The sequence below is a fragment of the Rhodococcus sp. Q genome (genome assembly GCF_005503035.1).
Taxonomy (GTDB): domain Bacteria; phylum Actinomycetota; class Actinomycetes; order Mycobacteriales; family Mycobacteriaceae; genus Rhodococcus_G.
In genome coordinates this window covers 67,316-88,971 of record NZ_SCOY01000006.1, presented here as the reverse complement: position 1 = coordinate 88,971, position 21,656 = coordinate 67,316, and the positions used below count along the sequence as shown (strand labels likewise).

Annotated in this window: 27 protein-coding genes; 18 read left to right on the top strand and 9 right to left on the bottom strand. The window is 69.1% G+C overall.

The window, feature by feature from the left end; genetic code table 11:
• Positions 1-47: 47 nt before the first annotated feature.
• Entirely contained in the window at positions 48-470 is a 423-nt protein-coding gene (locus tag FFS72_RS08875) for a winged helix-turn-helix transcriptional regulator (RefSeq protein WP_171018603.1), read from the top strand.
• 31 nt (positions 471-501) lie between these two features.
• Positions 502-837 (top strand): thioredoxin family protein, encoded by a 336-nt coding sequence (locus FFS72_RS08870; RefSeq protein ID WP_137873593.1) that lies wholly within the window; start codon positions 502-504, stop codon positions 835-837.
• Positions 838-839: 2 nt separating this feature from the next.
• On the opposite strand, the gene FFS72_RS08865 is transcribed toward FFS72_RS08870, so the two are convergent.
• Positions 840-1,316 (bottom strand): Lrp/AsnC family transcriptional regulator, encoded by a 477-nt coding sequence (locus tag FFS72_RS08865; RefSeq protein WP_137873592.1) that lies wholly within the window; start codon positions 1,314-1,316, stop codon positions 840-842.
• A 119-nt stretch (positions 1,317-1,435) separates the two neighbouring features.
• Here FFS72_RS08865 and hppD point away from each other — a divergent pair, with 119 nt between their 5' ends.
• The 9 genes from hppD (at position 1,436) to FFS72_RS08820 (ending at position 11,328) form a co-directional block, all read left to right on the top strand.
• Positions 1,436-2,638: a 4-hydroxyphenylpyruvate dioxygenase gene (gene hppD / locus FFS72_RS08860; RefSeq protein WP_137873591.1), complete on the top strand. Its 1,203-nt coding sequence runs from the start codon at positions 1,436-1,438 to the stop codon at positions 2,636-2,638.
• A gap of 174 nt (positions 2,639-2,812) precedes the next feature.
• Positions 2,813-3,187, top strand: a complete 375-nt coding sequence (locus FFS72_RS08855) for a hypothetical protein (protein WP_137873590.1) — start codon at positions 2,813-2,815, stop codon at positions 3,185-3,187.
• Between the two features lie 161 nt (positions 3,188-3,348).
• Positions 3,349-4,662: a glutamate-1-semialdehyde 2,1-aminomutase gene (gene hemL / locus FFS72_RS08850; protein WP_137873589.1), complete on the top strand. Its 1,314-nt coding sequence runs from the start codon at positions 3,349-3,351 to the stop codon at positions 4,660-4,662.
• 43 nt (positions 4,663-4,705) lie between these two features.
• Positions 4,706-5,374 carry a histidine phosphatase family protein gene (locus FFS72_RS08845; RefSeq protein WP_050065627.1) on the top strand — a complete coding sequence of 223 codons (669 nt, stop codon included), beginning with the start codon at positions 4,706-4,708 and terminating at the stop codon, positions 5,372-5,374.
• Positions 5,371-6,018 carry a TlpA disulfide reductase family protein gene (locus FFS72_RS08840; protein WP_137873588.1) on the top strand — a complete coding sequence of 216 codons (648 nt, stop codon included), beginning with the start codon at positions 5,371-5,373 and terminating at the stop codon, positions 6,016-6,018. Before FFS72_RS08845 ends, FFS72_RS08840 begins: the two co-directional genes overlap by 4 nt.
• Positions 6,019-6,023: 5 nt before the next feature.
• Positions 6,024-6,836: a cytochrome c biogenesis CcdA family protein gene (locus FFS72_RS08835; RefSeq protein ID WP_137873713.1), complete on the top strand. Its 813-nt coding sequence runs from the start codon at positions 6,024-6,026 to the stop codon at positions 6,834-6,836.
• Complete coding sequence (resB, locus tag FFS72_RS08830) at positions 6,836-8,545, top strand: cytochrome c biogenesis protein ResB (RefSeq protein ID WP_137873587.1); 1,710 nt, start codon at positions 6,836-6,838, stop codon at positions 8,543-8,545. The genes FFS72_RS08835 and resB overlap by 1 nt, the downstream gene beginning before the upstream one ends.
• Before the next feature lie 19 nt (positions 8,546-8,564).
• A complete protein-coding gene (ccsB, locus tag FFS72_RS08825; protein WP_137873586.1) occupies positions 8,565-9,539 on the top strand; it encodes a c-type cytochrome biogenesis protein CcsB in 975 nt (324 codons plus the stop codon).
• Between the two features lie 142 nt (positions 9,540-9,681).
• Complete coding sequence (locus FFS72_RS08820; protein ID WP_137873585.1) at positions 9,682-11,328, top strand: NTF2-like N-terminal transpeptidase domain-containing protein; 1,647 nt, start codon at positions 9,682-9,684, stop codon at positions 11,326-11,328.
• 16 nt (positions 11,329-11,344) lie between these two features.
• On the opposite strand, the gene FFS72_RS08815 is transcribed toward FFS72_RS08820, so the two are convergent.
• The 3 genes from FFS72_RS08815 to FFS72_RS08805 form a co-directional block, all read right to left on the bottom strand.
• Entirely contained in the window at positions 11,345-11,545 is a 201-nt protein-coding gene (locus tag FFS72_RS08815; RefSeq protein ID WP_050065632.1) for a hypothetical protein, read from the bottom strand.
• 107 nt (positions 11,546-11,652) lie between these two features.
• Complete coding sequence (locus tag FFS72_RS08810) at positions 11,653-12,849, bottom strand: lipid-transfer protein (RefSeq protein WP_137873584.1); 1,197 nt, start codon at positions 12,847-12,849, stop codon at positions 11,653-11,655.
• Positions 12,846-13,292, bottom strand: a complete 447-nt coding sequence (locus tag FFS72_RS08805) for an OB-fold domain-containing protein (protein ID WP_137873583.1) — start codon at positions 13,290-13,292, stop codon at positions 12,846-12,848. The genes FFS72_RS08810 and FFS72_RS08805 overlap by 4 nt, the downstream gene beginning before the upstream one ends.
• Positions 13,293-13,434: 142 nt before the next feature.
• Here FFS72_RS08805 and ligD point away from each other — a divergent pair, with 142 nt between their 5' ends.
• Positions 13,435-14,400 (top strand): non-homologous end-joining DNA ligase, encoded by a 966-nt coding sequence (ligD, locus tag FFS72_RS08800; RefSeq protein ID WP_137873582.1) that lies wholly within the window; start codon positions 13,435-13,437, stop codon positions 14,398-14,400.
• 15 nt (positions 14,401-14,415) lie between these two features.
• On the opposite strand, the gene FFS72_RS08795 is transcribed toward ligD, so the two are convergent.
• Positions 14,416-14,631, bottom strand: a complete 216-nt coding sequence (locus FFS72_RS08795; protein ID WP_050065636.1) for a BldC family transcriptional regulator — start codon at positions 14,629-14,631, stop codon at positions 14,416-14,418.
• 163 nt (positions 14,632-14,794) lie between these two features.
• Between FFS72_RS08795 and FFS72_RS08790 the strand changes: the two genes are divergently transcribed.
• Positions 14,795-15,112: a DUF4229 domain-containing protein gene (locus FFS72_RS08790; protein WP_137873581.1), complete on the top strand. Its 318-nt coding sequence runs from the start codon at positions 14,795-14,797 to the stop codon at positions 15,110-15,112.
• Entirely contained in the window at positions 15,109-16,203 is a 1,095-nt protein-coding gene (gene cds1, locus FFS72_RS08785; protein WP_050065638.1) for an L-cysteine desulfhydrase Cds1, read from the top strand. Before FFS72_RS08790 ends, cds1 begins: the two co-directional genes overlap by 4 nt.
• 37 nt (positions 16,204-16,240) lie before the next feature.
• Here cds1 and FFS72_RS08780 read toward each other — a convergent pair whose 3' ends face one another.
• Both FFS72_RS08780 and FFS72_RS08775 read right to left on the bottom strand, forming a co-directional pair.
• Positions 16,241-18,127: an ABC transporter ATP-binding protein gene (locus FFS72_RS08780; protein WP_137873580.1), complete on the bottom strand. Its 1,887-nt coding sequence runs from the start codon at positions 18,125-18,127 to the stop codon at positions 16,241-16,243.
• 117 nt (positions 18,128-18,244) lie between these two features.
• On the bottom strand, positions 18,245-18,712 hold the full coding sequence (locus FFS72_RS08775; protein WP_249353200.1) for a cupin domain-containing protein: 468 nt from the start codon (positions 18,710-18,712) through the stop codon (positions 18,245-18,247).
• A 183-nt stretch (positions 18,713-18,895) separates the two neighbouring features.
• Here FFS72_RS08775 and FFS72_RS08770 point away from each other — a divergent pair, with 183 nt between their 5' ends.
• Entirely contained in the window at positions 18,896-19,372 is a 477-nt protein-coding gene (locus FFS72_RS08770; RefSeq protein ID WP_137873579.1) for a DUF8021 domain-containing protein, read from the top strand.
• A gap of 65 nt (positions 19,373-19,437) precedes the next feature.
• Here FFS72_RS08770 and FFS72_RS08765 read toward each other — a convergent pair whose 3' ends face one another.
• Complete coding sequence (locus FFS72_RS08765) at positions 19,438-19,740, bottom strand: hypothetical protein (RefSeq protein ID WP_137873578.1); 303 nt, start codon at positions 19,738-19,740, stop codon at positions 19,438-19,440.
• A gap of 93 nt (positions 19,741-19,833) precedes the next feature.
• Here FFS72_RS08765 and FFS72_RS08760 point away from each other — a divergent pair, with 93 nt between their 5' ends.
• Positions 19,834-20,052 (top strand): hypothetical protein, encoded by a 219-nt coding sequence (locus tag FFS72_RS08760; protein WP_050065643.1) that lies wholly within the window; start codon positions 19,834-19,836, stop codon positions 20,050-20,052.
• 2 nt (positions 20,053-20,054) lie between these two features.
• A complete protein-coding gene (locus FFS72_RS08755) occupies positions 20,055-20,630 on the top strand; it encodes a Clp protease N-terminal domain-containing protein (RefSeq protein WP_137873577.1) in 576 nt (191 codons plus the stop codon).
• Here the strand turns inward: FFS72_RS08755 and FFS72_RS08750 are convergent.
• Positions 20,597-21,148: a GNAT family N-acetyltransferase gene (locus FFS72_RS08750; RefSeq protein ID WP_137873576.1), complete on the bottom strand. Its 552-nt coding sequence runs from the start codon at positions 21,146-21,148 to the stop codon at positions 20,597-20,599. The genes FFS72_RS08755 and FFS72_RS08750 overlap by 34 nt on opposite strands.
• Before the next feature lie 35 nt (positions 21,149-21,183).
• On the opposite strand from FFS72_RS08750, the gene FFS72_RS08745 reads away from it, so the two are divergent.
• Positions 21,184-21,561 carry a phage holin family protein gene (locus FFS72_RS08745; RefSeq protein ID WP_137873575.1) on the top strand — a complete coding sequence of 126 codons (378 nt, stop codon included), beginning with the start codon at positions 21,184-21,186 and terminating at the stop codon, positions 21,559-21,561.
• Positions 21,562-21,656 lie beyond the last annotated feature (95 nt).

The window sequence follows — 21,656 nt, the reverse complement described above, 5'->3', positions numbered from 1 at the left end:
GTTCCTCCGGGCGGCATCTCCTGAGTATGGAATGTAGACTCAGCTGCATGACCACGTTGGCGGACACGTTGTCCCTGCTGGGTGAACGGTGGGCGCTGCTCGTCGTCCGCGAGGTGTCGCTCGGACTGCGGCGTTTCGACGAGCTGCGGGACGCGACCGGGGCGCCGCGCACCGTGCTCTCGGATCGGCTCCACCGGCTCGTCGCGGCGGGGGTGCTGGCCACCCGCGAGTACTGCGTCCCCGGCAGCCGGGCGCGGCTCGAGTACACCCTCACCGACGCGGGCCTGGAGCTGCTTCCGGTTCTCGCTGCACTCACGGAATGGGGGGAGCGGCACCTCGAATCGGGCGCGGTGCCCGACGTGGCCTACCGGCACGGCGGCTGCGGCGGTCACGTCGGCATTCGCCTCGTGTGCGACTGCGGAACGGAAGTCGTTCCGGGACAACGGCTTCTCGCCCAGGTCAACCGATGATCACTCCATCCGACAGGAAGAAGGCCCGCTCGTGACGATCGCCACCACCTCCGATTCCCGGTTCGCCGCCGACGTCCTCGGCTCCGACCTACCGGTCCTCGTCGACTTCACCGCCGAGCGGTGCGGGCCCTGCCGGATGATCGCCCCGGTACTCGAACAGATCGCGGCCGAGCACCAGGGCCGAATGCGGATCGTGTCGCTCGACGTTGCCGCGAACCCCGTCGCGACCGGCGAGTACCAGGTGATGGGCACGCCGACCCTGGCGCTGTTCGTCGGCGGGGAACGGGTCGTCCGGCTCGTCGGCGCGAAGTCGAGGGTCGCGATCCTGCGCGAGATCGAACCGCACCTGCCGGGCGAGAACGGCTGACGTCACCGCGGCTCGGGCACGGCGGCCCACACCAGCTGCACGCTCCGCGGCAGGATCGGGGTCTCCAGCGCTATCGCCGTCGACGAGCGCAACACGTGCCTGCCGTCGACGATCTCGTTGATCACCCGCTGCAGGTCCGCGTGCGTGCGAGCCACGACGCGGATCAGCAGATCGCCTGCGCCGGTGGTCGTGTGGGCCTCGAGCACCTCGGGGATCGCGGACAGGTGCTCGATGACCGCGCTGTGCCCCTGCCCCTGCGCGATCTCCAAGGTCGCGAAGGCCGTCACCGGGAATCCCAGCGCCGCGGCGCCCAGGGTGGGGGAGCGGTCGGCGATCACGCCGGACCGTTCGAGCCGGTCGAGCCGCGACTGCACCGTTCCTCGCGCGACCCCGAGGCGCCGTGACGCCTCGAGCACCCCGATTCTCGGTTCGTCGTGCAGGAGTTCCAGCAGCATGGCGTCGAGGCGATCCGGTGTCATGGCGATCTCCTGATCACTTTGTCCAGACTCGAGGGCGTAGTGCCCAGCATTCTGTACACAATGACCAGCGTCAACGCTCGTGATTGCACAGCCGGCCTGCGCGTCCGACAGTGAGCTGTATGACCGCCGCCAGGTTGACCTCACACGAACGTGCCGCGCACCTGCGTTCCGCACAGTTGCGGCGACTCGTCGGACTCGTCGACCACGACGACGCCGCGGACCCGTTCCCCGTCGTGGGGATGGACGCGGTGGAGTTCGTGTGCGGCAACGCGACCCAGGCCGCGCACTACTTCACGTCGGCATGGGGGATGACCCTCGTCGCCTACGCCGGGCCCGAAACCGGTCGACGCGACCACAAGTCGTACGTCCTCGAATCGGGGTCGGCTCGGTTCGTGCTCAGCGGCGCAGTCGACCCGTCCAGTCCGCTCGCCGACCATCACCGCAGGCACGGCGACGGCGTCGTCGACCTCGCCCTCGAGGTTCTCGACGTCGACCGCTGCGTCGAGCACGCACGTCGTCACGGAGCCGTCGTCCTCGACGAACCGCACGACGTCAGCGACCGTGACGGCGTCGTCCGCCTCGCAGCGCTCGCCACCTACGGCAGCACCCGGCACACGCTCGTCGACCGGTCCGGGTACCGCGGGGTGTACCTACCCGGATTCGATTCCCGTACTTCGGGATTCACGCGCCGATCCGGATCGCCCGAGCGGGTGTTCGTGGCACTCGACCACGCCGTCGGCAACGTCGAGATGGGGCGGATGGACCACTGGGTGCGGTTCTACAACGAGGTCATGGGCTTCACGAACATGGCCGAGTTCGTCGGTGACGACATCGCCACCGAGTATTCGGCGCTCATGAGCAAGGTCGTCGCGAACGGCAACCATCGCGTCAAGTTCCCGCTCAACGAGCCCGCCGTCGGGCGCAAACGGTCGCAGATCGACGAGTACCTCGACTTCTACGGCGAACCCGGCTGCCAGCACCTCGCACTGGCCACCGACGACATCCTCGCCAGCGTCGACGCACTCCGAGCCGAGGGCGTCGAGTTCCTCGCGACACCCGACTCGTACTACGACGACCCGCAGCTCCGGGCCCGGATCGGCCGGGTCCGCGTGCCCGTCGACGAGCTCAAGGAGCGGGGCATCCTCGTCGACCGCGACGAGGACGGCTACCTCCTGCAGATCTTCACGACACCGTTGGGCGACCGGCCGACGATGTTCTTCGAACTGATCGAGCGGCACGGCTCGCTCGGCTTCGGCAAGGGAAACTTCAAGGCGCTCTTCGAGTCGATCGAGCGGGAACAGGCGGCGCGCGGGAACCTCTGACCTGCTCGCCCCGGGACGACGGTGGCGGCCGTCGGACCCCGGTGCGCCGGGCCGCCGCGTCGGTTCTCGCCCGGGCCGAGGGGAGTCGCGGGTACCCGCGTTCGCCGGTGGAGGTCGTCGTTCGGTCTCGTTGCGGTGGCGAACGGAGCCCGCATCGTGTTTCATCGGGGGACTATGAGCGCAGTCACTCGCATCGCACGAATCGGCACGGTCGCGGCCGGAGCCGTCGCCGTGCTTGCCTCCACCGCCGCCGTCGCAACGGCGGCCCCGACCGCCGCGTCGGTGGCCGAGCGGTTCACACCACTGGCCGGCGGGTCGCACACCGAATTCGTCGTCAACCCCGTCGTCACCCAGGACGACCTGCTCTACACGAACAAGGACGTCACGACGATCCCCGGCGTGCTGGCCCACAGCATCGACGGCCGCAACTTCTCGTTCTATCGGGTCGTCGACGGTGTCCGCATCTCGATGGCACGCATCAACGAGGTGTGCCTGCCCACCGGCGTCTGCCACGGACTCATCGTGGACGCGCCCAGCCCCGTCTTCTGATCGCCGGCCCCGCCGTCTGATCGACACCGACCGACCAACGCTCCGGTCGAGGCCCGGGACCCTGCGTCCCGGGCCTCGACCCGTTCGTGACCGGCCCGTCGACCACGCATCAACGACACCCTGTCGTTGTCCAGATATCGGGAACTGGGACACTGGGGGTCGTGACTGTCACCCCGCCTGATGCGTCCCGGTCCGCACAACTCTTCGAACGGGCCTCCGCGGTCATCCCGGGTGGCGTGAACTCCCCGGTCCGCGCGTTCGGGTCGGTCGGTGGCACGCCGCGGTTCATCGCCTCGGCGAAGGGCAGCACCCTCACCGACGTCGACGGCAACGACTACGTCGACCTCGTCTGCTCGTGGGGACCGATGATCCTGGGACACGCGCACCCCGCTGTCGTCGAGGCCGTGCGCGAGGCCGCCGTCGGCGGACTGTCCTTCGGTGCCCCGACCGAGGGCGAGATCGAACTCGCCGAACTGATCGTGAACCGCACGTCCGTCGAGCAGGTTCGCCTGGTCAACTCGGGCACCGAGGCGACGATGAGTGCCGTCCGCCTGGCCCGCGGCTTCACCGGCCGCACCAAGATCGTCAAGTTCGCCGGCTGCTACCACGGTCACGTCGACGCTCTGCTCGCCGAGGCCGGCTCCGGGCTCGCGACGTTCGCGCTGCCCACCTCGCCCGGTGTCACCGGCGCCCAGTCGTCCGACACGATCGTCCTGCCCTACAACGACCTCGCCGCGGTCGAAGAGGTGTTCGCCGCCCATCCCGGCGAGATCGCCTGCGTCATCACGGAGGCCGCCGCGGGCAACATGGGCGCGGTCGCGCCGCAGCCCGGATTCAACCTGGGCCTGCGCCGACTGTGCACCGAGCACGGTGCTCTGCTGATCATGGACGAGGTCATGACCGGCTTCCGCGTCAGCCGCTCCGGTTGGTACGGCATCGACGGGGTCGCGGGCGACCTCACCACCTTCGGCAAGGTGATGAGCGGCGGCCTGCCCGCCGCGGCGTTCGGTGGCCGTGCCGACGTCATGAACCACCTCGCGCCTGCCGGTCCCGTGTACCAGGCGGGCACCCTGTCGGGTAATCCGGTCGCCGTCGCCGCCGGCCTTGCCAGCCTCAAAGCCGCAGATCAGGACGTCTACGACGCCCTCGAGCGGAACGCCGCGACGCTCGGCCGCCTGCTCGGTGACGCACTCCACGAGGCAGGTGTGCGGCACCAGGTGCAATTTGCAGGCACCATGGTGAGCGTGTTCTTCGCCGACCGACCCGTCACCAACTACGCGGAGGCGAAGGCCAGCGACACCTGGCGGTACCCCGCCTTCTTCCACGCGCTGCTCTCCCGCGGCGTGTACGCACCGCCCAGCGCGTTCGAGGCATGGTTCGTCTCGTCCGCGCTCGACGACGCCGCATTCGACCGCATCGCCGAGGCCGTCCCCGCCGCGGCAGCGGCCGCAGCAGCGGCGACGCCGAGCAGCTGACCCGAACCTGACAGACCACGCCCACGCACCCGGAGCAGACCACGTGACAAGCCCCCAGCAGACGCCGTCCGCAGAGCCCGCCGCATCCCGCACGATCGTCCATGTCCTGCGCCACGGCGAGGTCCACAACCCGAAGGGCATCCTCTACGGGCGACTCCCCGGCTACCGGCTCTCCGTCACGGGGCAGGCGCAGGCCCGCACGGTCGCGTCGGTGCTGTCGGGCCACGACATCACCCATGTCGTGGCGTCGCCGCTGCAGCGCGCCCAGGAGACGGCCACCCCGATCGCCAGCGCGCACGGGCTGACGCTCGCCACCGACGACAACCTCATCGAGGCGGCCAACGACTTCGAAGGCCTGAAGGTGTCGGTCGGGGACGGTGCGCTGCGTCGCCCGCGGCACTGGCTCAAGCTGCGTGACCCGTTCACGCCGTCGTGGGGTGAGCCGTACCTGCAGATCGCGCACCGGATGCTGGCCGCCGTCAACGCCGCCCGCGTCGCGGCCGTCGGGCACGAGGCCGTCTGCGTCAGCCACCAGCTGCCGGTGTGGACGCTTCGCCGGTTCCTGGAGGGTGAGCGGCTCTGGCACGACCCGCGGAACCGGCAGTGCGCGCTGGCGTCGTTGACCTCCCTCGTCTACGAGGGCGACACCCTCGTCGACATCGTCTACTCCGAGCCGGCAGGAGCGTCGGATCCGACGGTGACCGGGGCATGACCAGGTGCTTCGCGCTCGTCCGCGGTTCCGGGGTCTCTGGACCACCGAAACGCGCACGAGCGCTCGCCGCCCTGCTGTCGTGCCTGGTCCTGGGGACCGTGGCCACCGCCTGCGCCACCGGCGACGACGCCGTCGCGACCGGCGGCACCTTCGACTTCGTCTCGCCCGGCGGCCAGACGGAGATCCTCTACGACCCGCCCGCCGACCGCGGAACCATCGGCAACCTCACCGGCGAGAACCTCATGGACGAGGGGCAGACCCTGTCCCTGTCCGACTTCGAGGGCCAGGTCGTCGTCGTCAACCTGTGGGGCCAGTGGTGCGGACCGTGCCGCGGCGAGGCCGACGACCTCGAGAAGGTCTACGAGGCCACCAAGGACCAGGGCGTCGCGTTCCTCGGCATCAACGTCAAGGACCCACAGCGCGACAAGCCGCAGGACTTCGTCACCAACTACGGCGTGACCTTCCCGTCGATCTGGGATCCGTCGATGCGCAGCCTCGGTGCTCTCGGCGGCAGCTACCCGACGAGCGTCATCCCGTCCACGCTCATCCTCGACCGCCAACACCGCGTCGCGGCCGTGTACCTGACGGCGCTGCTCGCTGACGACCTGCAGCCCGTGGTGGAGAGGATCGCGGCGGAGCAGTGAACAGCATGATTCTCGCGCAGGGCGTCGGCGAGACCTTCCAGTCCACCGCGGCGTCCGGGCCGCTCCTGCTCGCGTTCCTCGTCTGCATCCTCGCCGGGCTCGTCTCGTTCGCGTCGCCGTGCGTCGTGCCGCTCGTCCCCGGCTACCTGTCGTACCTGGCCGGCGTCGTCGGAGCGGAGGCGCCGCCGGTGACCGCCGAGCAGGCCGTCGTGCGCACCGAGACGCGGACCGCACGACTGCGGGTCGCAGGCGCGGCGGGGCTGTTCGTCGCCGGCTTCACGGTCGTGTTCGTGCTGGCCACGATGACGGTGTTCGGGACGATGTCGGCGCTGTCGGTGAACCGCGAGATGTTCCAGCGGATCGGCGGCGTCGTCACGATCGCGATGGGCCTGGTGTTCATCGGACTCGTGCCCGCGCTGCAACGCGACGTGCGGTTCGAGCCGCGCCGGATCTCCGGACTGGTCGGGGCGCCGCTGCTCGGCGGCGTGTTCGCACTCGGCTGGACGCCGTGCCTCGGCCCGACGCTGACCGGTGTGCTCACCGTCGCCGCAGGCACCGAAGGGGCCACAGCCGCCCGCGGACTGGTCCTGATGATCGCCTACTGCCTCGGGCTCGGTCTGCCGTTCGTGATCCTCGCGTTCGGGTCGGCCGGCGCGCTGCGCGGAGTCGGCTGGCTTCGCCGCAATGCCCGCGTCATCCAGGTCTTCGGTGGCGTGATGCTCGTGGCGGTCGGTGTTGCGCTGGTGACCGGTGCCTGGGACGTGTTCGTGGGATGGGTGCGGGATGCATTCGTCTCGGATGTGACGCTGCCGATCTGATGACGGCAGACGAGAAGGAGGACGCAGTGACGGACGAGAGCCGGACCGCGGTTCCACGGCAGTCCGCCGCGGGACGCCTGGTTGCCCTCGTGCGCAACACCTGGCGCGGACTGACATCGATGCGGACCGCGCTGGTCCTGCTGTTCCTGCTCGCCATCGCGGCGATCCCCGGGGCGCTGCTGCCGCAGCGCAGTCTCAACGCGGGCAAGGTCGACGAGTACATCGCCAACCGCCCGACGCTGGGTCCCTGGATGGACCGCCTCGAACTGTTCGACGTGTTCGGCAGCTTCTGGTTCACCGCCATCTACGTGCTGCTGTTCGTCTCGCTGATCGGCTGCATCACCCCGCGGTGCTGGGAGCACTTCCAGGCATTGCGCACCAAACCGGTCGCGGCGCCGCGCAGGCTGTCGCGCCTGCCGCACCACTCGGAGACCGTCGTCGCCGCCACCCCGGACGAGGTCGTCACGGGTGCGCTGAGCCGGCTGCGCGGCTGGAAGACCGTCACCCGCTCGGGCGACGACCTGCGCGGGGGCCGCCCCGGAGAGATCACCGTGTCCGCGGAGAAGGGCTACCTGCGCGAGGCGGGGAACCTCGTGTTCCACCTGTCGCTCGTCGGACTTCTCGCCGCGATCGCCGTCGGCAAGCTGTTCGGCTACGAAGGTCAGGTCATCGTCATCGCCGACGGCGGCCCCGGAATCTGCACGACCTCGCCCGCCGCGTTCGACTCGTTCCGCGCGGGCAACGTCGAGGACGGCACCGGCATGACGCCGCTGTGCGTGAAGGTCAAGGACTTCACCGCCGACTACCTCGAGAACGGTCAGGCCGAGATGTTCACCTCGAACGTCGAGTACCAGGCGGGCGACGACCTCGCGACCGACACGTGGCGCGAGACCCAGCTGCGCGTCAACCATCCGCTTCGGGTCGCGGGCGACCGCGTCTACCTGCAGGGCCACGGTTACGCGCCGACCTTCACGGTCACGTTCCCGAACGGGGAGACCCGCACGGAGACGCTGCAGTGGCGCCCGGACGACGCGACGACGTTCCTGTCGAGCGGTGCGATGCGGTTCGATCCGCCGGGCGGCATGTATCCGGACGAGACGGAACGCCGGAAGAACCAGATCGGTATCGAGGGCTTGTTCGCTCCGACGGCGCTGTTCCACGGCGAGTTGCTGACGTCGAGCTTCCCGGCCCTCAGTGATCCCGCGGTGGCCATCGACGTCTACAAGGGCGACACCGGACTCGACACCGGTAACCCGCAGTCGATCTTCTCGCTGAGCAAGGAACTGGTGAATCAGGGCCGGATGGTGAAGGAGGCCCGGGTGAATCTGTACCCGGGCGAGTCCACGACCCTGTCCGACGGCACCGTGGTCCGGTTCGACGGCGCGACGGACTTCGTCAACCTGCAGGTGTCGCACGATCCGGCGCAGACATGGGTGCTGGTGTTCGCGGTGACGATGCTGGGTGGGCTGCTGGTGTCGTTGCTGGTCAAGCGGCGTCGCGTCTGGGTGCGTGTGTACCCGGCGCCGGCCGGACAGGATGCCGACACGGTGTCGGATACATTGGTCGAGGAACCACGACGTACCGTAGTAGAGCTGGGCGGGCTCGCCCGCACGGATCAAGCCGGCTGGGGCGACGAGTTCGACCGGCTCGCAGAGCGGCTGCTCGAAGACCTCGGGCGACCGACCGACACACCGCACAGCCGCGACTGACGCGCAGGAGAGACAAAGCATGCCGATCAACGAGACCTTGTCGCACTACAGCGACCTGGCGTTCGAATCCGCGTTCGCGATCTTCGTTCTGGCGTTCGTACTGCTCATTGCGCAGTACGCGACGACCAGGGCCCGTGCCGTTCAGGAGCGCGAGCTGGTCGCCGCAGGCGGGGTGCCCGCCGCGTCGTCCGCGCAGGTCCCCGGCAGGGTGAGCGAGCCGCAGGGCAAGCCGATGTCCGAGCGGCTCGGCAACATGGCGATGTCCGTGCTCGTCGTCGGTGTCGTCCTGCAGTGGGCGGCCATCGTCCTGCGCGGCTTCGCCACCGAGCGCTTCCCGCTGGGCAACATGTACGAGTTCGTGAGCATGGCAGTCGCCGTGGCGACTGCAGTCGGCGTCGCGACGCTCCGCAAGCAGCAGTACCGGTCGCTGTGGGCGTTCCTGTTGATCCCGGTGCTGATCCTGATGTTCCTCGCGGGCACGGTGCTCTACGCGGACGCGGCACCCGTCGTCCCCGCGTTGCGGTCCTACTGGCTGCCCATCCACGTGACCATCATCAGCGTCGGCAGTGGCATCTTCCTCGTCTCCGGCGTCGCCAGCATTCTGTTCCTGTTGCGCATCCGGCAGCCCAAGGGGGAGGAGTCGACCGGTCTCCTCGGCCGGCTCGCGGCCCGGCTGCCCGACGCGCAGACCCTCGACCGGCTCGCCTACAAGACGACGATCGTCGCGTTCCCGATCTTCGGTGCGGGCGTCGTACTCGGGGCGATCTGGGCGGAAGCCGCGTGGGGTCGATTCTGGGGCTGGGACCCGAAGGAGACCGTCTCCTTCATCACCTGGGTCATCTACGCCGCGTACCTCCACGCACGTGCGACCGCGGGCTGGCGCGACACGCGCGCCGCGTGGATCAATGTCGCCGGCTTCGTCGCGATGCTGTTCAACCTCTTCATCATCAACATGGTGGTGTCCGGGTTGCACTCCTATGCCGGTCTGAACTGACCTTTCGTCGGATGGCGGACGTTCGGTTCACGTCACCGCACGGAGTGGATAACGCTACGTGCGCGGAACCGTGGCGGACTTGTTACCGCTTATCTCAGGTGGGTGCATGTACTGGACACACTTGGTAACGGATGATCGAGGCATGCGGACAAGGGGGCGTGGGCGCCGACTGCGGATACTGGGCGTGGTCGCCCTGTGTGCCGCGCTGCTCCTGGTGGTCGGTGTCGTTTCAGGGGTCTTCTCGAAGCCGAAGGACGACGCCCCGACCGTGCTCGCGAGCTACATGGACGCCCTCAACGACGGTGACATCGACGAGGCCGCCGAGCTGACGTCCTATCCGAACGCCGCCAGGGACGCGATGGCGCAGGCGTTCGACGCGTTGTCGCCGGAGTCGGTGGAGTTCGAGGTCAACCAGATCATCAACCTCGACGTGGATTCCGGAATGTTCAACGGCGTCGCCACCTGGAATCTCGGCAAGGACAGGTCCTGGACCTACAACGTGGACGGCTGGGTCCGCCATCTCTCCGTCGGGTGGCGAGTGTCGTGGAACCCCGGCACCTTCATGCCGGGAATCGGCAACGGACGGACCGTCCGGCTGGACCGGACCGACGCCGCCCCGCCCACGGTGTTCGACATCGCGGGCAAGCCCATGATGACCGAGCAGACCATCAACGCGGTTCGCCTCGACCCCACCCTGACCCGGGATCCGATCGCCAGCTCGATCGCGCTCGCGAAGGCGATCGAGCCGGTCGCGCCGCTGATCACCGCGGAGGAACTGCAGCAGGAACTCGCGGCGTCGAACGGTGAGCGCATCACGGCCGTCAACCTGCGCGACGGCGACTACGCCGTTCTCGAGGACGACCTGCGCAGGGTTCCGGGCGTCGTGGTCGAGAGCAACCCGCGCCTGATCACCATCGACCGCCGGGTGTACGGACCGGTCGTCGACGCGATGCGCAGCGTGTGGCAGGCCAACCGCGACGAGACGCAGGGCTGGGCGATCAACTCGGTCGACCCGAACGGACAGGTCACCCGGCTCACCGGCCACCAGGGACCGCCCGGACCCGACATCCGGTCCACGATCGAGCCGCGCATGCAGATGGCCGCAGCCGACGCGGCGGTCAGCGTCGGAACCCCGTCCGCGATCGTCGTGATGCAGCCGTCGACGGGCGCGATCCTCGCAGCCGCGCAGAACAATCAGGCCAGCGAGGTCGGGCCGATCGCCTTCACCGGCACCTATCCGGCGGGATCGACCCTCGACCTGGTGCGCACCGCCGCGCAGGCGCAGGGCGTCGACGTCGAGCAGGCCGCGAAGCAGCTCGGGATCGGTCTGCAGTACAAGATTCCCAACCTCGAACAGGAGACGGTGTCCTTCGCGGGTGACGGCCCCAACCTGATGCGGGGAACCTCCGACCGTGACGACGACGCCGAGGTCAGCCCGTTCGGGATGGCACTGGTCGCGGCGTCCATCGCGCGCGGCGCCCCGACGGTCCCGATCATCGCGGCCGGGCAGCCCGCGACCACCGACGAGGAGCTGGCGCAGTTGCCCGCACCGGTCACCGACCAGTTGCGGGGGATCATGCGCGCGACCGTCCACGGCGGTCCGGCCTCATTGCTCGCGGGCTGGGGTGACCTGATCGGCGCGACCGGTAACCACGGCGACGACCAGTGGTTCTACGGCTCGAAGGGCGACCTCGCGTTCGCCGTCTACGTCGAGGACGCCGACGGCAGCGACCTCGCGGTCAAGGTGACGGACCGGCTGTTCAAGGCACTGGCCAAGCCGTCGGAGTGACCGGTCGGGCGACGGGTCACTCCTTGGGGTCGCTCGCGTTCCCGTCCGGTGTCTCGCCGGACTTGCGGTGATTCTGCCGGTCGACCTGCCACAGGAATTCTGGGTCGTCGTCCGGCCCGACCACTCCTCTAGCGGGGGTCCTTGTGTCGGGCCCGAATCCCTTCCACAGCAGCACGGCAAGCGTCACCAGTCCGATGAGCGCCAACAGGTAGATCACGACGCACCTCCTTCATCCCAGGCTAGTCGCACGGACAGGCCCGTCACAGGGCGAAGGGCACCTTCGGCCGGCCGGACCGGTCGAAGGTGCCCTTCACCATGGAATTGTCAGACGGAGACGATCACCGACGAGCCGTGGCCGAACAGGCCCTGGTTGGCGGTGATGCCGACGCGGGCGCCGTCGACCTGACGGCCCTCGGCCTGCCCACGCAGCTGCCAGGTCAGCTCGCAGACCTGCGCGAGCGCCTGGGCCGGGACGGCCTCACCGAAGCACGCCAGACCACCGGACGGGTTGACCGGGATCCGACCACCGATCGTGGTGTCGCCTGCGCGGAGCAGGTGTTCGGCCTCGCCGCGCTTGCACAGCGCGAGATCCTCCATCCAGTCCAGTTCGACGGAGGTCGCGAGGTCGTACACCTCGGCCACGTCCACGTCCTCGGGGGAGATGCCCGCCTCCTCGTAGGCGGCGTACCCGATGGACTCCTTGAACGTGCGCTCGGGCGCAGGCACGGCCGATGCCGACTCGGTCGAGAAGTTCGGCATGTCCATGATCGTCTGCGGGAACGTCGGCGTGACAGTCGAGATCGCCTTGATCTTCACCGGATCGACGATGCCCTTCTTGCGGGCGTACTCCATCGAGGTCAGCACGATCGCGGCGCCACCGTCGGACGTGGCGCAGATGTCGAGCAGGTGCAGCGGGTCCGCGACCATCGGGGACGCCAGCACGTCCGCGGCCGCGACCTCCTTGCGGTACCGCGCGTACGGGTTGTTCAGGCCGTGCTTGGCGTTCTTGACCTTGACCGCGGCGAAGTCCTCGACGGTGGCTCCGTACAGGTCGATGCGGCGGCGCGCGTTGAGCGCGAAGTAGCCGGGGTTGGTCATGCCCATCAGGCGGAAGCGCAGCCAGTCCGGATCGTCCCAGCGCTCACCCGCGTTCGGGGCCAGGAAGCCCTTCGGTGTGGTGTCCGCGCCGACGACGAGCGCGACGTCGGACAGGCCGGCCAGGATGCGGGCGCGGGCGGTGTCGAGGGCCTGTGCGCCGGTCGCGCAGGCGGCGTACGAGGTGGCGACGCGGGCGCCGTTCCAGCCGAGTGCCTGGGCGAACGTCGCACCTGCGACGTATCCGCCGTAGCCGTTGCGGACGGTCTCGCCGCCGACGATGTAGTCGACGTCCTGCCAGTCGACGCCGGAGTCGGCGAGGGCGGCGCGGGCCGCGGCGACGCCGTACCTGACGAACGGCTGACCCCACTTGCCCCAGGCGTGCATGCCGACGCCGAGGATCGCCACATCGTGGTTGCTGCTCATGCCTGTGCCCCGTTCTGTGCGGTGACCGGCTTCCAGCGCCAGATCGTGCGATCACCGGTCTCGTCGGTGTAGAGCGTCTCGACGACCAGCTCCACCTCGTTGCCCACCTTCAGGTCCGCGACGCCGAAGCCGTCGGCGACCTGGCCGAGGACGACGAGGCCCTCCGCGAGCTCGACCGCGGCGAGCGCGAACGGCACATACGGGTCGGTGGTCGGGATGTACGGGGCCGGCGGCTTGTACTGCGCGTCGGTGTACGACCAGACGGTGCCGCGGCGGGACAGTTCGACGTCGTCGAACTCCTCGCCCGCGCACGCCGGGTTTTTGCAGAAAGTGGTTTCCCGGGGGAAGGAGATCGTGCCGCAGGACCGGCACGAACTTCCGATCAGGGCCGGCTCCGGGCCGGTGGTGAACCAGCCCTCGACGGCGGGGGTCGCGTCGCTCATCAACGTCCTCATCTGCTGGGGCAACCCGCTCGGATCACGACACGAACGGGTAGAACGTGTTGCAGTATTACACGAATTCGGTCCGCGGCGAGGGAGAGTTCCCGGCCAGCGAGAGGCGAGATCCCGGTATAGGTTGAGCGGCATGGCCGCCGCCGGCTCGCGTGACGCCACCTCGATCGAGGTCGGCGACCGGTCGGTGCGCATCTCCCACCCCGACCGCGTCTACTTCCCGGCGAGCGGGACAACCAAACTCGACCTCGCCCGGTACTACCTCGCCGTCGGCGACGGCATCGTCCGCGCGCTCCGGGAGCGGCCGTGCATGCTGCACCGATTCCCCGACGGGCTGGACGGCGGCAAGGTGCACCAGAAGAGGGTGCCGCGCGGGGCGCCGGACTGGCTGCACACGGTCCGCGTCCACTTCCCGCGTTACAACCGCGACGCCGACGAACTGTGCGTCACCGAACTCGCCGACGTCATCTGGGCGGTGCAGATGTCGACCGTCGAGTTCCACCCGTGGAACAGCAGGCGCGCGGACGTCGAGAAGCCCGACGAGTGGCGCATCGACCTCGATCCCATGCCCGACTGCACGTGGGAACGGGTGCTGCGGGTCGCGGGCGTGGTGCGGGAGGTGCTGGGCGAACTCGGCGCCGTCGGCTGGCCGAAGACGTCGGGGGGCCACGGACTCCACGTCTACGTGCGAATCGCGCCGGACCACGGGTTCACCGACGTTCGGCGTGCGGCACTGGCGTTCGCGCGGGAAGTCGAGCGCCGCGCACCCGGCGACGCCACCACCACGTGGTGGCGCAAGGATCGGGATCCGGCGGCGCTGTTCGTGGACTACAACCAGAACGCCCGGGACCACACAATGGCTGCGGCCTACTCGGTGCGGGGCGTCCCCGACGGGCGGGTGTCCGCGCCCCTGCGCTGGGACGAGGTGAACGACGCCGTCCCGGCGGACTTCACGCTCGCGACGATGCCCGACCGGTTCGCGCGGCTCGGCGACCTGCATGCGGGCATCGACGATGCGGTGTACGACATCGCGACCCTGCTCGAGTGGGCCGACCGGGACGAGCGGGACGGCGCCGAGACGCCACCGGAGCCCGACTAGGACCGTCGGCTCCGCCTAGTGGACGACAGTGGCCTCGGTGGTGAGCGACTGCAGCAGTGCCATGACCTCGGACTCGCGGAAGCGGCGATGGCCACCGGGGGTGCGGAGGGAGCCGAGACGTCCGGCGTGCGCCCAGCGCGTGACCGTCTTGGGGTCGACGTGGAACAGGGCAGCCACCTGACCAGGGGTCAGAAGTGATTCCTGGGTGGCGTGGAACGCGGGAACGCTCATCGAAACCCTCCTTGGGTAGCAGGTCGGACGACAGTGCTGCACATGGTGGCACTCGGACCCCCGGGTACTCGAACTGTCTAAGTTCGGTAAAGGGGAGGTAATTCGCAAATCGGTCAAGTCCGGCAGTCTGCGGTGCCGGCGTCGAGGTCGGTAACCTGGGAGGGTGATTGATACACCCACCCCCGGCTCCACCCCGTCCAGTCCCAAGAACAAACTCGCACGCAACCTCGCGCTCTACACCCTCGCCCGGCTCGCCCTGGTCGTCGTCATCGCCGCGATCATCCTCGGCGTCAGCAGTCTCGTGGGTGCCCAGATCCCGCTCCTCGTCGCGGCGATCTTCGCGGTCATCATCGCGATGCCGCTGTCACTGGTGCTGTTCAAGAAGCTGCGCACACAGGTGAACGAGCAGATCTCCGCCGTCGACGCCCAGCGCCGACAGGACCGCGACGAACTCCGCTCGAAGCTGCGCGGCGACCGGTGACCCCGTCCGTCGTCGATCGCAGTGGGCCGCGTGACTGGGTGGACACCGCGGTCCGGCTGATCGACGCGGACACCCAGCGCAGTGCCGACACCCACCTGCTGAGGTACCCGCTGCCACCCGAGTGGAACGTCGCGCTCTACCTCAAGGACGAGTCGACGCACGTCACCGGCAGCCTCAAGCACCGGCTCGCACGGTCGCTGTTCCTGTACTCGATCTGCAACGGCTGGATCACCGAGAACACCACGGTGATCGAGGCGTCGTCGGGATCGACCGCCGTCAGCGAGGCGTACTTCGCGAAACTGCTCGGCCTCGACTTCGTCGCCGTGGTGCCCCGCAAGACCAGTCCCGCGAAGATCGCGCTCATCGAAGCGCAGGGCGGACGCTGTCACCTCGTCGACCGGCCCTCCGAGATCTACAGCGAGGCGCAGCGGCTCGCCGACGAGGTCGGCGGGCACTACATGGACCAGTTCACGCACGCGGAACGCGCGACGGACTGGCGCGGCAACAACAACATCGCGGAGAGCATCTTCCATCAGATGCGACTCGAGCAGCACCCCGTACCCGACTGGGTCGTCGTCGGTGCGGGCACCGGCGGCACGAGCGCCACCATCGGCCGCTACATCCGATACCGGCGCCACGCCACCCGACTCCTCGTCGTCGACCCCGAGAACTCGGCGTTCATCGGCGGCTACGAGACCGGCTCGAGCGACTACGAGACCGGCATGCCGTCCCGGATCGAGGGCATCGGCCGGCCTCGCGTCGAGCCGTCGTTCGTCGGCCAGGTCGTCGATCGCATGACCACCGTCCCGGATGCCGCGTCCATCGCCGCCGCCCGCCACGCGAGCACCGTGATCGGGCGTCGCGTCGGCGGCTCCACCGGCACGAACCTGTGGGGTGCGTTCGCACTGCTCGCCGACATGATCGCGAGCGGGCGCAGTGGTTGCGTGGTGACGCTGATCTGCGACGGCGGCGAACGCTACGCCGACACGTACTTCGACGACGACTGGGTGCGGGACCAGGGGTTCGACCTCACCGGGCCGACCGACGTCCTGAACACCTTCGCCGCGACGGGTCGCTGGACCGCCGGCTGACTCGATCCGTCACGGCAAAGGCGCTGCAGCACCCGGGTCACGGTGTGACGACAGCGTGCTCGTCGGTGTCGGCGAACTGGGTGCGGTAGAGCTCCCCGTACCGGCCGCCCGTGGCGAGGAGTTCGGTGTGCGTGCCCCGTTCGACGACGCGACCACCCTCGACGACCAGGATCTGGTCGGCGGCGCGAATGGTCGACAGGCGGTGCGCGATCACCACCGACGTCCGGCCCGCGAGAGCCTCACCGAGGGCCTCCTGCACCGCCGCCTCCGACGTCGAATCCAGGTGGGCCGTGGCCTCGTCCAGGATCACCACCCGGGGGTGTGCGAGCAGCAACCGGGCGATGGTCAGCCGCTGACGTTCCCCGCCGGACAGGCGGTACCCGCGTTCACCGACCACGGTGTCCAGTCCGTCGGGTAGTGACCGGATCAGCTCGTCGAGCCGCGCCCGGCCGAGCACCTCCCACAGTTCCGCCTCTGTCGCCGACGGCCCCGCCAGCAGCAGGTTCGCCCGGATCGACTCGTGGAACAGGTGGCCGTCCTGGGTGACCATCCCGACAGCCGCCCGGATCGAATCCGCGGACAGGTCGCGAACGTCGACACCGCCGAACCGGACCGCTCCGCTGTCGGTGTCGTAGAGCCGCGGCAGCAGCTGCGCGATCGTCGACTTGCCGGCCCCGGACGACCCGACCAGTGCGATCATCTGGCCCGGTTCGGCGCGGAACGAGACGTCGTGCAGCACCTCGACGCCGCCGCGATTGTCGAGGGTGGCGACCTCTTCGAGTGACGCCAGCGACACCTGGCTCGCAGCCGGATACGCGAAACGCACATGGTCGAACTCGACGGACAGCGGCCCGTCCGGCAGCGGCGTCGGATCGGTGGGTTCGACGATCAGCGGGCGCAGGTCGAGGACCTCGAAGACCCGCTCGAAGCTGACCAGCGCGCTCATCACCTCGACGCGGGCCGACGCGAGTGCGGTCAGCGGCGCGTACAGACGCGTCAGCAGCAGTGCCAGTGCCACCACGGACCCCGGCTCGAGCCTGCCGTTCAGCGCGTACCAGCCGCCGAGGCCGTACACCAGCGCCAACGCCAGCGCGGACACCAGCGTCAGCGAGGTGACGAACGCGGACTGCGTCATCGCGGTGCGGACACCGATGTCGCGGACGCGGTGCGCGCGGACCTCGAACTCCGCGGACTCCTCGCGCGGCCGGCCGAACAGCTTGACCAGGGTGGCGCCGGGCGCGGAGAACCGTTCGGTCATCTGCGTGCTCATCGTCGCGTTGTGATCGGCCGCCTCCCGCTGCAGGACGGCCATCTTCGCGCCGATCCGGCGGGCAGGCAGGACGAACACCGGTAGCAACAGCAGCGACAGGACCGTGATCTGCCACGAGATCCCGAGCATCACGATCAGCGTCAACACCAACGTCACGAGGTTCGCGACGACCCCGGACAGGGTGTCGCTGAAGGCGCGCTGCGCGCCGATGACATCGTTGTTGAGCCTGCTCACGAGGGCACCTGTGCGGGTGCGGGTGAAGAACGCGATAGGCATCTTCTGCACGTGGTCGAAGACCGTCGTGCGCAGGTCGAGGATCAGGCCCTCACCGATGTTCGACGACAGGTACCGGTTGTACAGGCCGAGCGCCGCTTCCACGACGGCGATCACGGCGATCGCCACCGCCAGCCACACGACCACCGACGCGTCGGTACCGGAAACGATCGCGTCGACCACCCGTCCCGCCAGCACCGGAGTCGCGACCGCCAGTGCCGCGCTGGCGACGCTGACGACCAGGAACAGTGTGATCGCCCGCCGGTGCGGCCTCGCGAACGTCAGGATGCGCCGCACCGTCGCCATCGAGAACGGCCTGCGGTCGTTCTGGGCGTTCATCATGCGGTACATGGAATTCCAGGCGACCGATTCCATACTCATGGTCGCGCCCCGCTCGTGCTCATGACCGACTCCGCTCGTCACCTACGTGTACTTCCGTGTGCAACGTACGGACTGCGTCCGACAATCCCGAAACGGAGCGATGAACAGTCCCGAAGCTCAGGGGCAGCGGGCGGGCGCGTCCTCGGCGAAGGGCTCGTCGTCGGGGAGGACGTACGTGACGAGCATGACGAGGGGGGTCGTGCCCAGGTTGAGCCCGACGTGGTCGCCGCCGGGCTCCTCCGTGACCCACGACCCGGCGGGGGAGTCGACCCGCGAACAGTCGGCGAGTACCCGGGAGAGCGTTCCCGCTACGACGAGACCCTGCACATGTCCGTTGTGGTGGTGCCAGCCGGTGCTCCCGCCCGGCGCGATCTCGATGCGCCGCAGTGTGCCCTCGACCTCGTCCGGGACCGGGGGATGGCCCGCCGGTGGCGGCGGGATCAGCGAGGGTGCGAGTTCGAGTTCGGCGAGTGTCTCCGCGGTGACGCCCTGCGGTGGCGTCGCGGCTGCGGGTGCGGTGAAACCGATCGTCGCGGCGACGGCGAGGGCTCCGGCTGTGGTGAGACGGGGTGTCGAGGTGCGCATGGCCGTGTCCGTTCGTCGGTTCGTCGGTTCGGCGGTGTCAGTTCCCTCGGGGCGCGCTCGCGGTGGGGCGGCGCCTCGGAACGCTCTTCTCCGCACCCATCGTCCCGCACCCGGTCCCGGGTCGAGGGGAATTTGCGGTGAGGGGTCCCCATCTGGAACAGGTTCTCGCTAGGGTCTGAGCCCATGCGCATTCGTCGTACCTTCGCCATGTCCGCTCTCGCGGTGACCGCCGCTGCCGCGGCATTCGTCCTCACCGCGGGACCCGCCTCGGCCACCCCGGCGGTGTCGGCCGACCCGACGCGCGTCGACTCGGAACTGGAGGCGATCGCCCGTTCCTACATCGATGCCCTGGTCACGCACGACGCGTCCGCCGTGCCCTTCGCGCCGGACGCGACCCGCGTCGAGGCCGGCCTCAAGACCGGGTTCAACGGTGCGCAGCTGCGCTGGGACCTCGACCACGGTCCGCAGTACCGCGTCATCCAGGGCATCCGGGACCTCGAACTGTCGGAGGGGAACGGCGTGGTGTCCGCGCGTTTCCTCCTCGACGCCGGTTTCGCGGGCGCGAAGCTGATGACCGTCGAGATCGCGGAGACGTTCGAGATCACGGACGGATCGATCCGGACGATCGTCGCGCACATCACCCCGAAGTTCGGCGTCTGACGTCCCTCCCGCTCTGACGCCTGCGGCGCCGCACACCGACTCCGGTGGCGGCGCCGCTCGCGTCGTCAGCCCTTGCTGATCACCTGGGATGCGAGGGCCGTGCCCGCGGCGACGACGCCAACGGACGGCCACGCGCCGATCTTCTTCGCCAGTGGGTGCGAGCCCCCGAACGCGCCGACGTAGGTGCCGACGAGCGCCGCGGTGCGGGCGGGCCCCGATGTCCGAGCCCAGTTCGTCGCGCACACCGTGCCGACCGCGGCGAGGACCGCTCCTCCGAGGGGGCGGTTACCGGTCTGTCGTGCGACGGCGTATCCGCCGACGAGTCCGGCTGCGGCGAGGGCCGATACGGCGGTCTTGGGCAGTGCCATTTCTGATTCTCCTGCTCGGTTCGGTTGACTCACTCCACGGTAGCGCGTCAACTTTTGTTGACATGCCGGGGTCGTCAACCTAGATTGACATGTATGACCGAGGCAACGAATCTCGCGGCAGCCGCGGGCAGTCCTGATCCCCAGGTAGGCCTGCGTGCGGTGCTTGCCCTCCGACGCTTGCTGGAACGGCTCGAGGCGCTGCAGGTGCAGAGCGCCCGCGACCAGGGCTGGTCCTGGCAGGCGATCGCCGACGCACTCGAGGTCAGCAGGCAGGCCGTACATCAGAAGCACAATCGACGAGGACGGAAGTGACCATGTTCGAACGTTTCAGTGCGCAGGCGCGCTCTGCGGTCGTTGCGGCTCAGGTCGAGGCGAGGGAACTGTCCGCGTCACGGATCGGCTCCGAGCATCTGCTGCTCGGAGTCGTTGTCGTGGAATCGGAGTCGCCGCTCGGTGAGGTCTTCGCCGGGATCGGCCTGACGCCGGACCAGGTGCGCGCCGATCTCGCCCGCGGCACCGCGGAACGACCACTGGGTGAGGCCGATGCCGCCGCGCTGCGGTCCATCGGCATCGACCTCGACGCCGTCCGCGACAGCCTGGAGGCGAGCTTCGGGGCAGACGCGCTCGCCGCCGACGCGGAGTCCGGCGATCGGAAGGGGTGGTTCGCACGCCGGACCGGGCACGTCCCCTTCACCCCGCAGGCGAAGAAAGCGCTCGAACTCGCATTGCGGGAAGCGTTGGCCCGCAAGGACTCCACGATCGGCGCCGAACACGTGGTGCTGGGACTGCTGCGCGGCGCCGATCCCGCGGCGCTCGCCGTGATCACCCCCCACGTCGACGCCGACGAGTTGCGGCGTCAGGTCGTCGCGGTCCTGGACCGCGTGGCCTGACGGTCGAGGGCGCGTCGCATGGCGATCCGGGGCCAGGCGTCGAGACCGTGCGCGGCCTCGCGGGCCCGGACCGCCCGCAGTTGCTGCCCGAGCTCGGCGTCGGGGATCGGCTCGAATCCCAACCGACGGTAGTAGGGGCCGTTCCACGGGACGTCCGCGAACGTCGTCAGGGTCAGCCACCGCAGGCCACTGCGGACGCCCCACCGTCCGACCTCGTCGATCAGTTCGGAACCGAGCCGACGACCGGCCCAGCGCGGATCCACCGACACCTGCTCGACGTGCGCACACCCGTCGACCACGTCGGAGATCACGTAACCGACCGTGGTGTCGCCGATCTCGTCATCGGACGCGGTGGCCACCCAGAGTCGGCCGTCGCGCAGGGCGGGCTCCAGCTCGGCGACCGTGGGTGGGGCGTCGTCGGCGACCGCGGCCATGCCGATCGCGCGGAACGGTTCACCTGCGGCCACCTCGATCGCGGGTAGCAGGGTGAGGTCGGCGATGGTCGCGGTTCTGATCATGGCTCCCTGTCCATCGTGTGTGTCAGCATGGGCGCATGAGCTTCCTGTTGCGTCTGGTGATCAACGCGATCGCGATCTGGCTGGCCTCGGAGTGGGTCAACGGTATCGACATCGCGACGAAGGACAACGTCAACCCCGTTGTCGTCATCCTCTTCATCGCGCTGGTGTTCACCGTTGTGAACGCTTTCGTCAAGCCGATCGTGCAGTTGCTGTCGTTGCCGCTGCTGATCCTCACTCTCGGGCTGTTCACGCTGGTGATCAATGCGCTGATGCTGCTGCTGACGGCGTGGATCACCGAGTCGACCGGCCTCGGCATCTCGGTCGACGGCTTCTGGACCGCGGTCTGGGGCGCTCTCATCATCTCGCTGGTCAACATCGTGCTCACCGCGGTCTTCCCGAGCGCGAAGCGCTGAACCATCGGCCCTGGTCGCGGCCCGCACCGAGTGCAATGCTGAGAGGTGTCGGACCTGCGCGGTCGACGTGTCGTCGCCGGGGAGGAGGTGAGCCG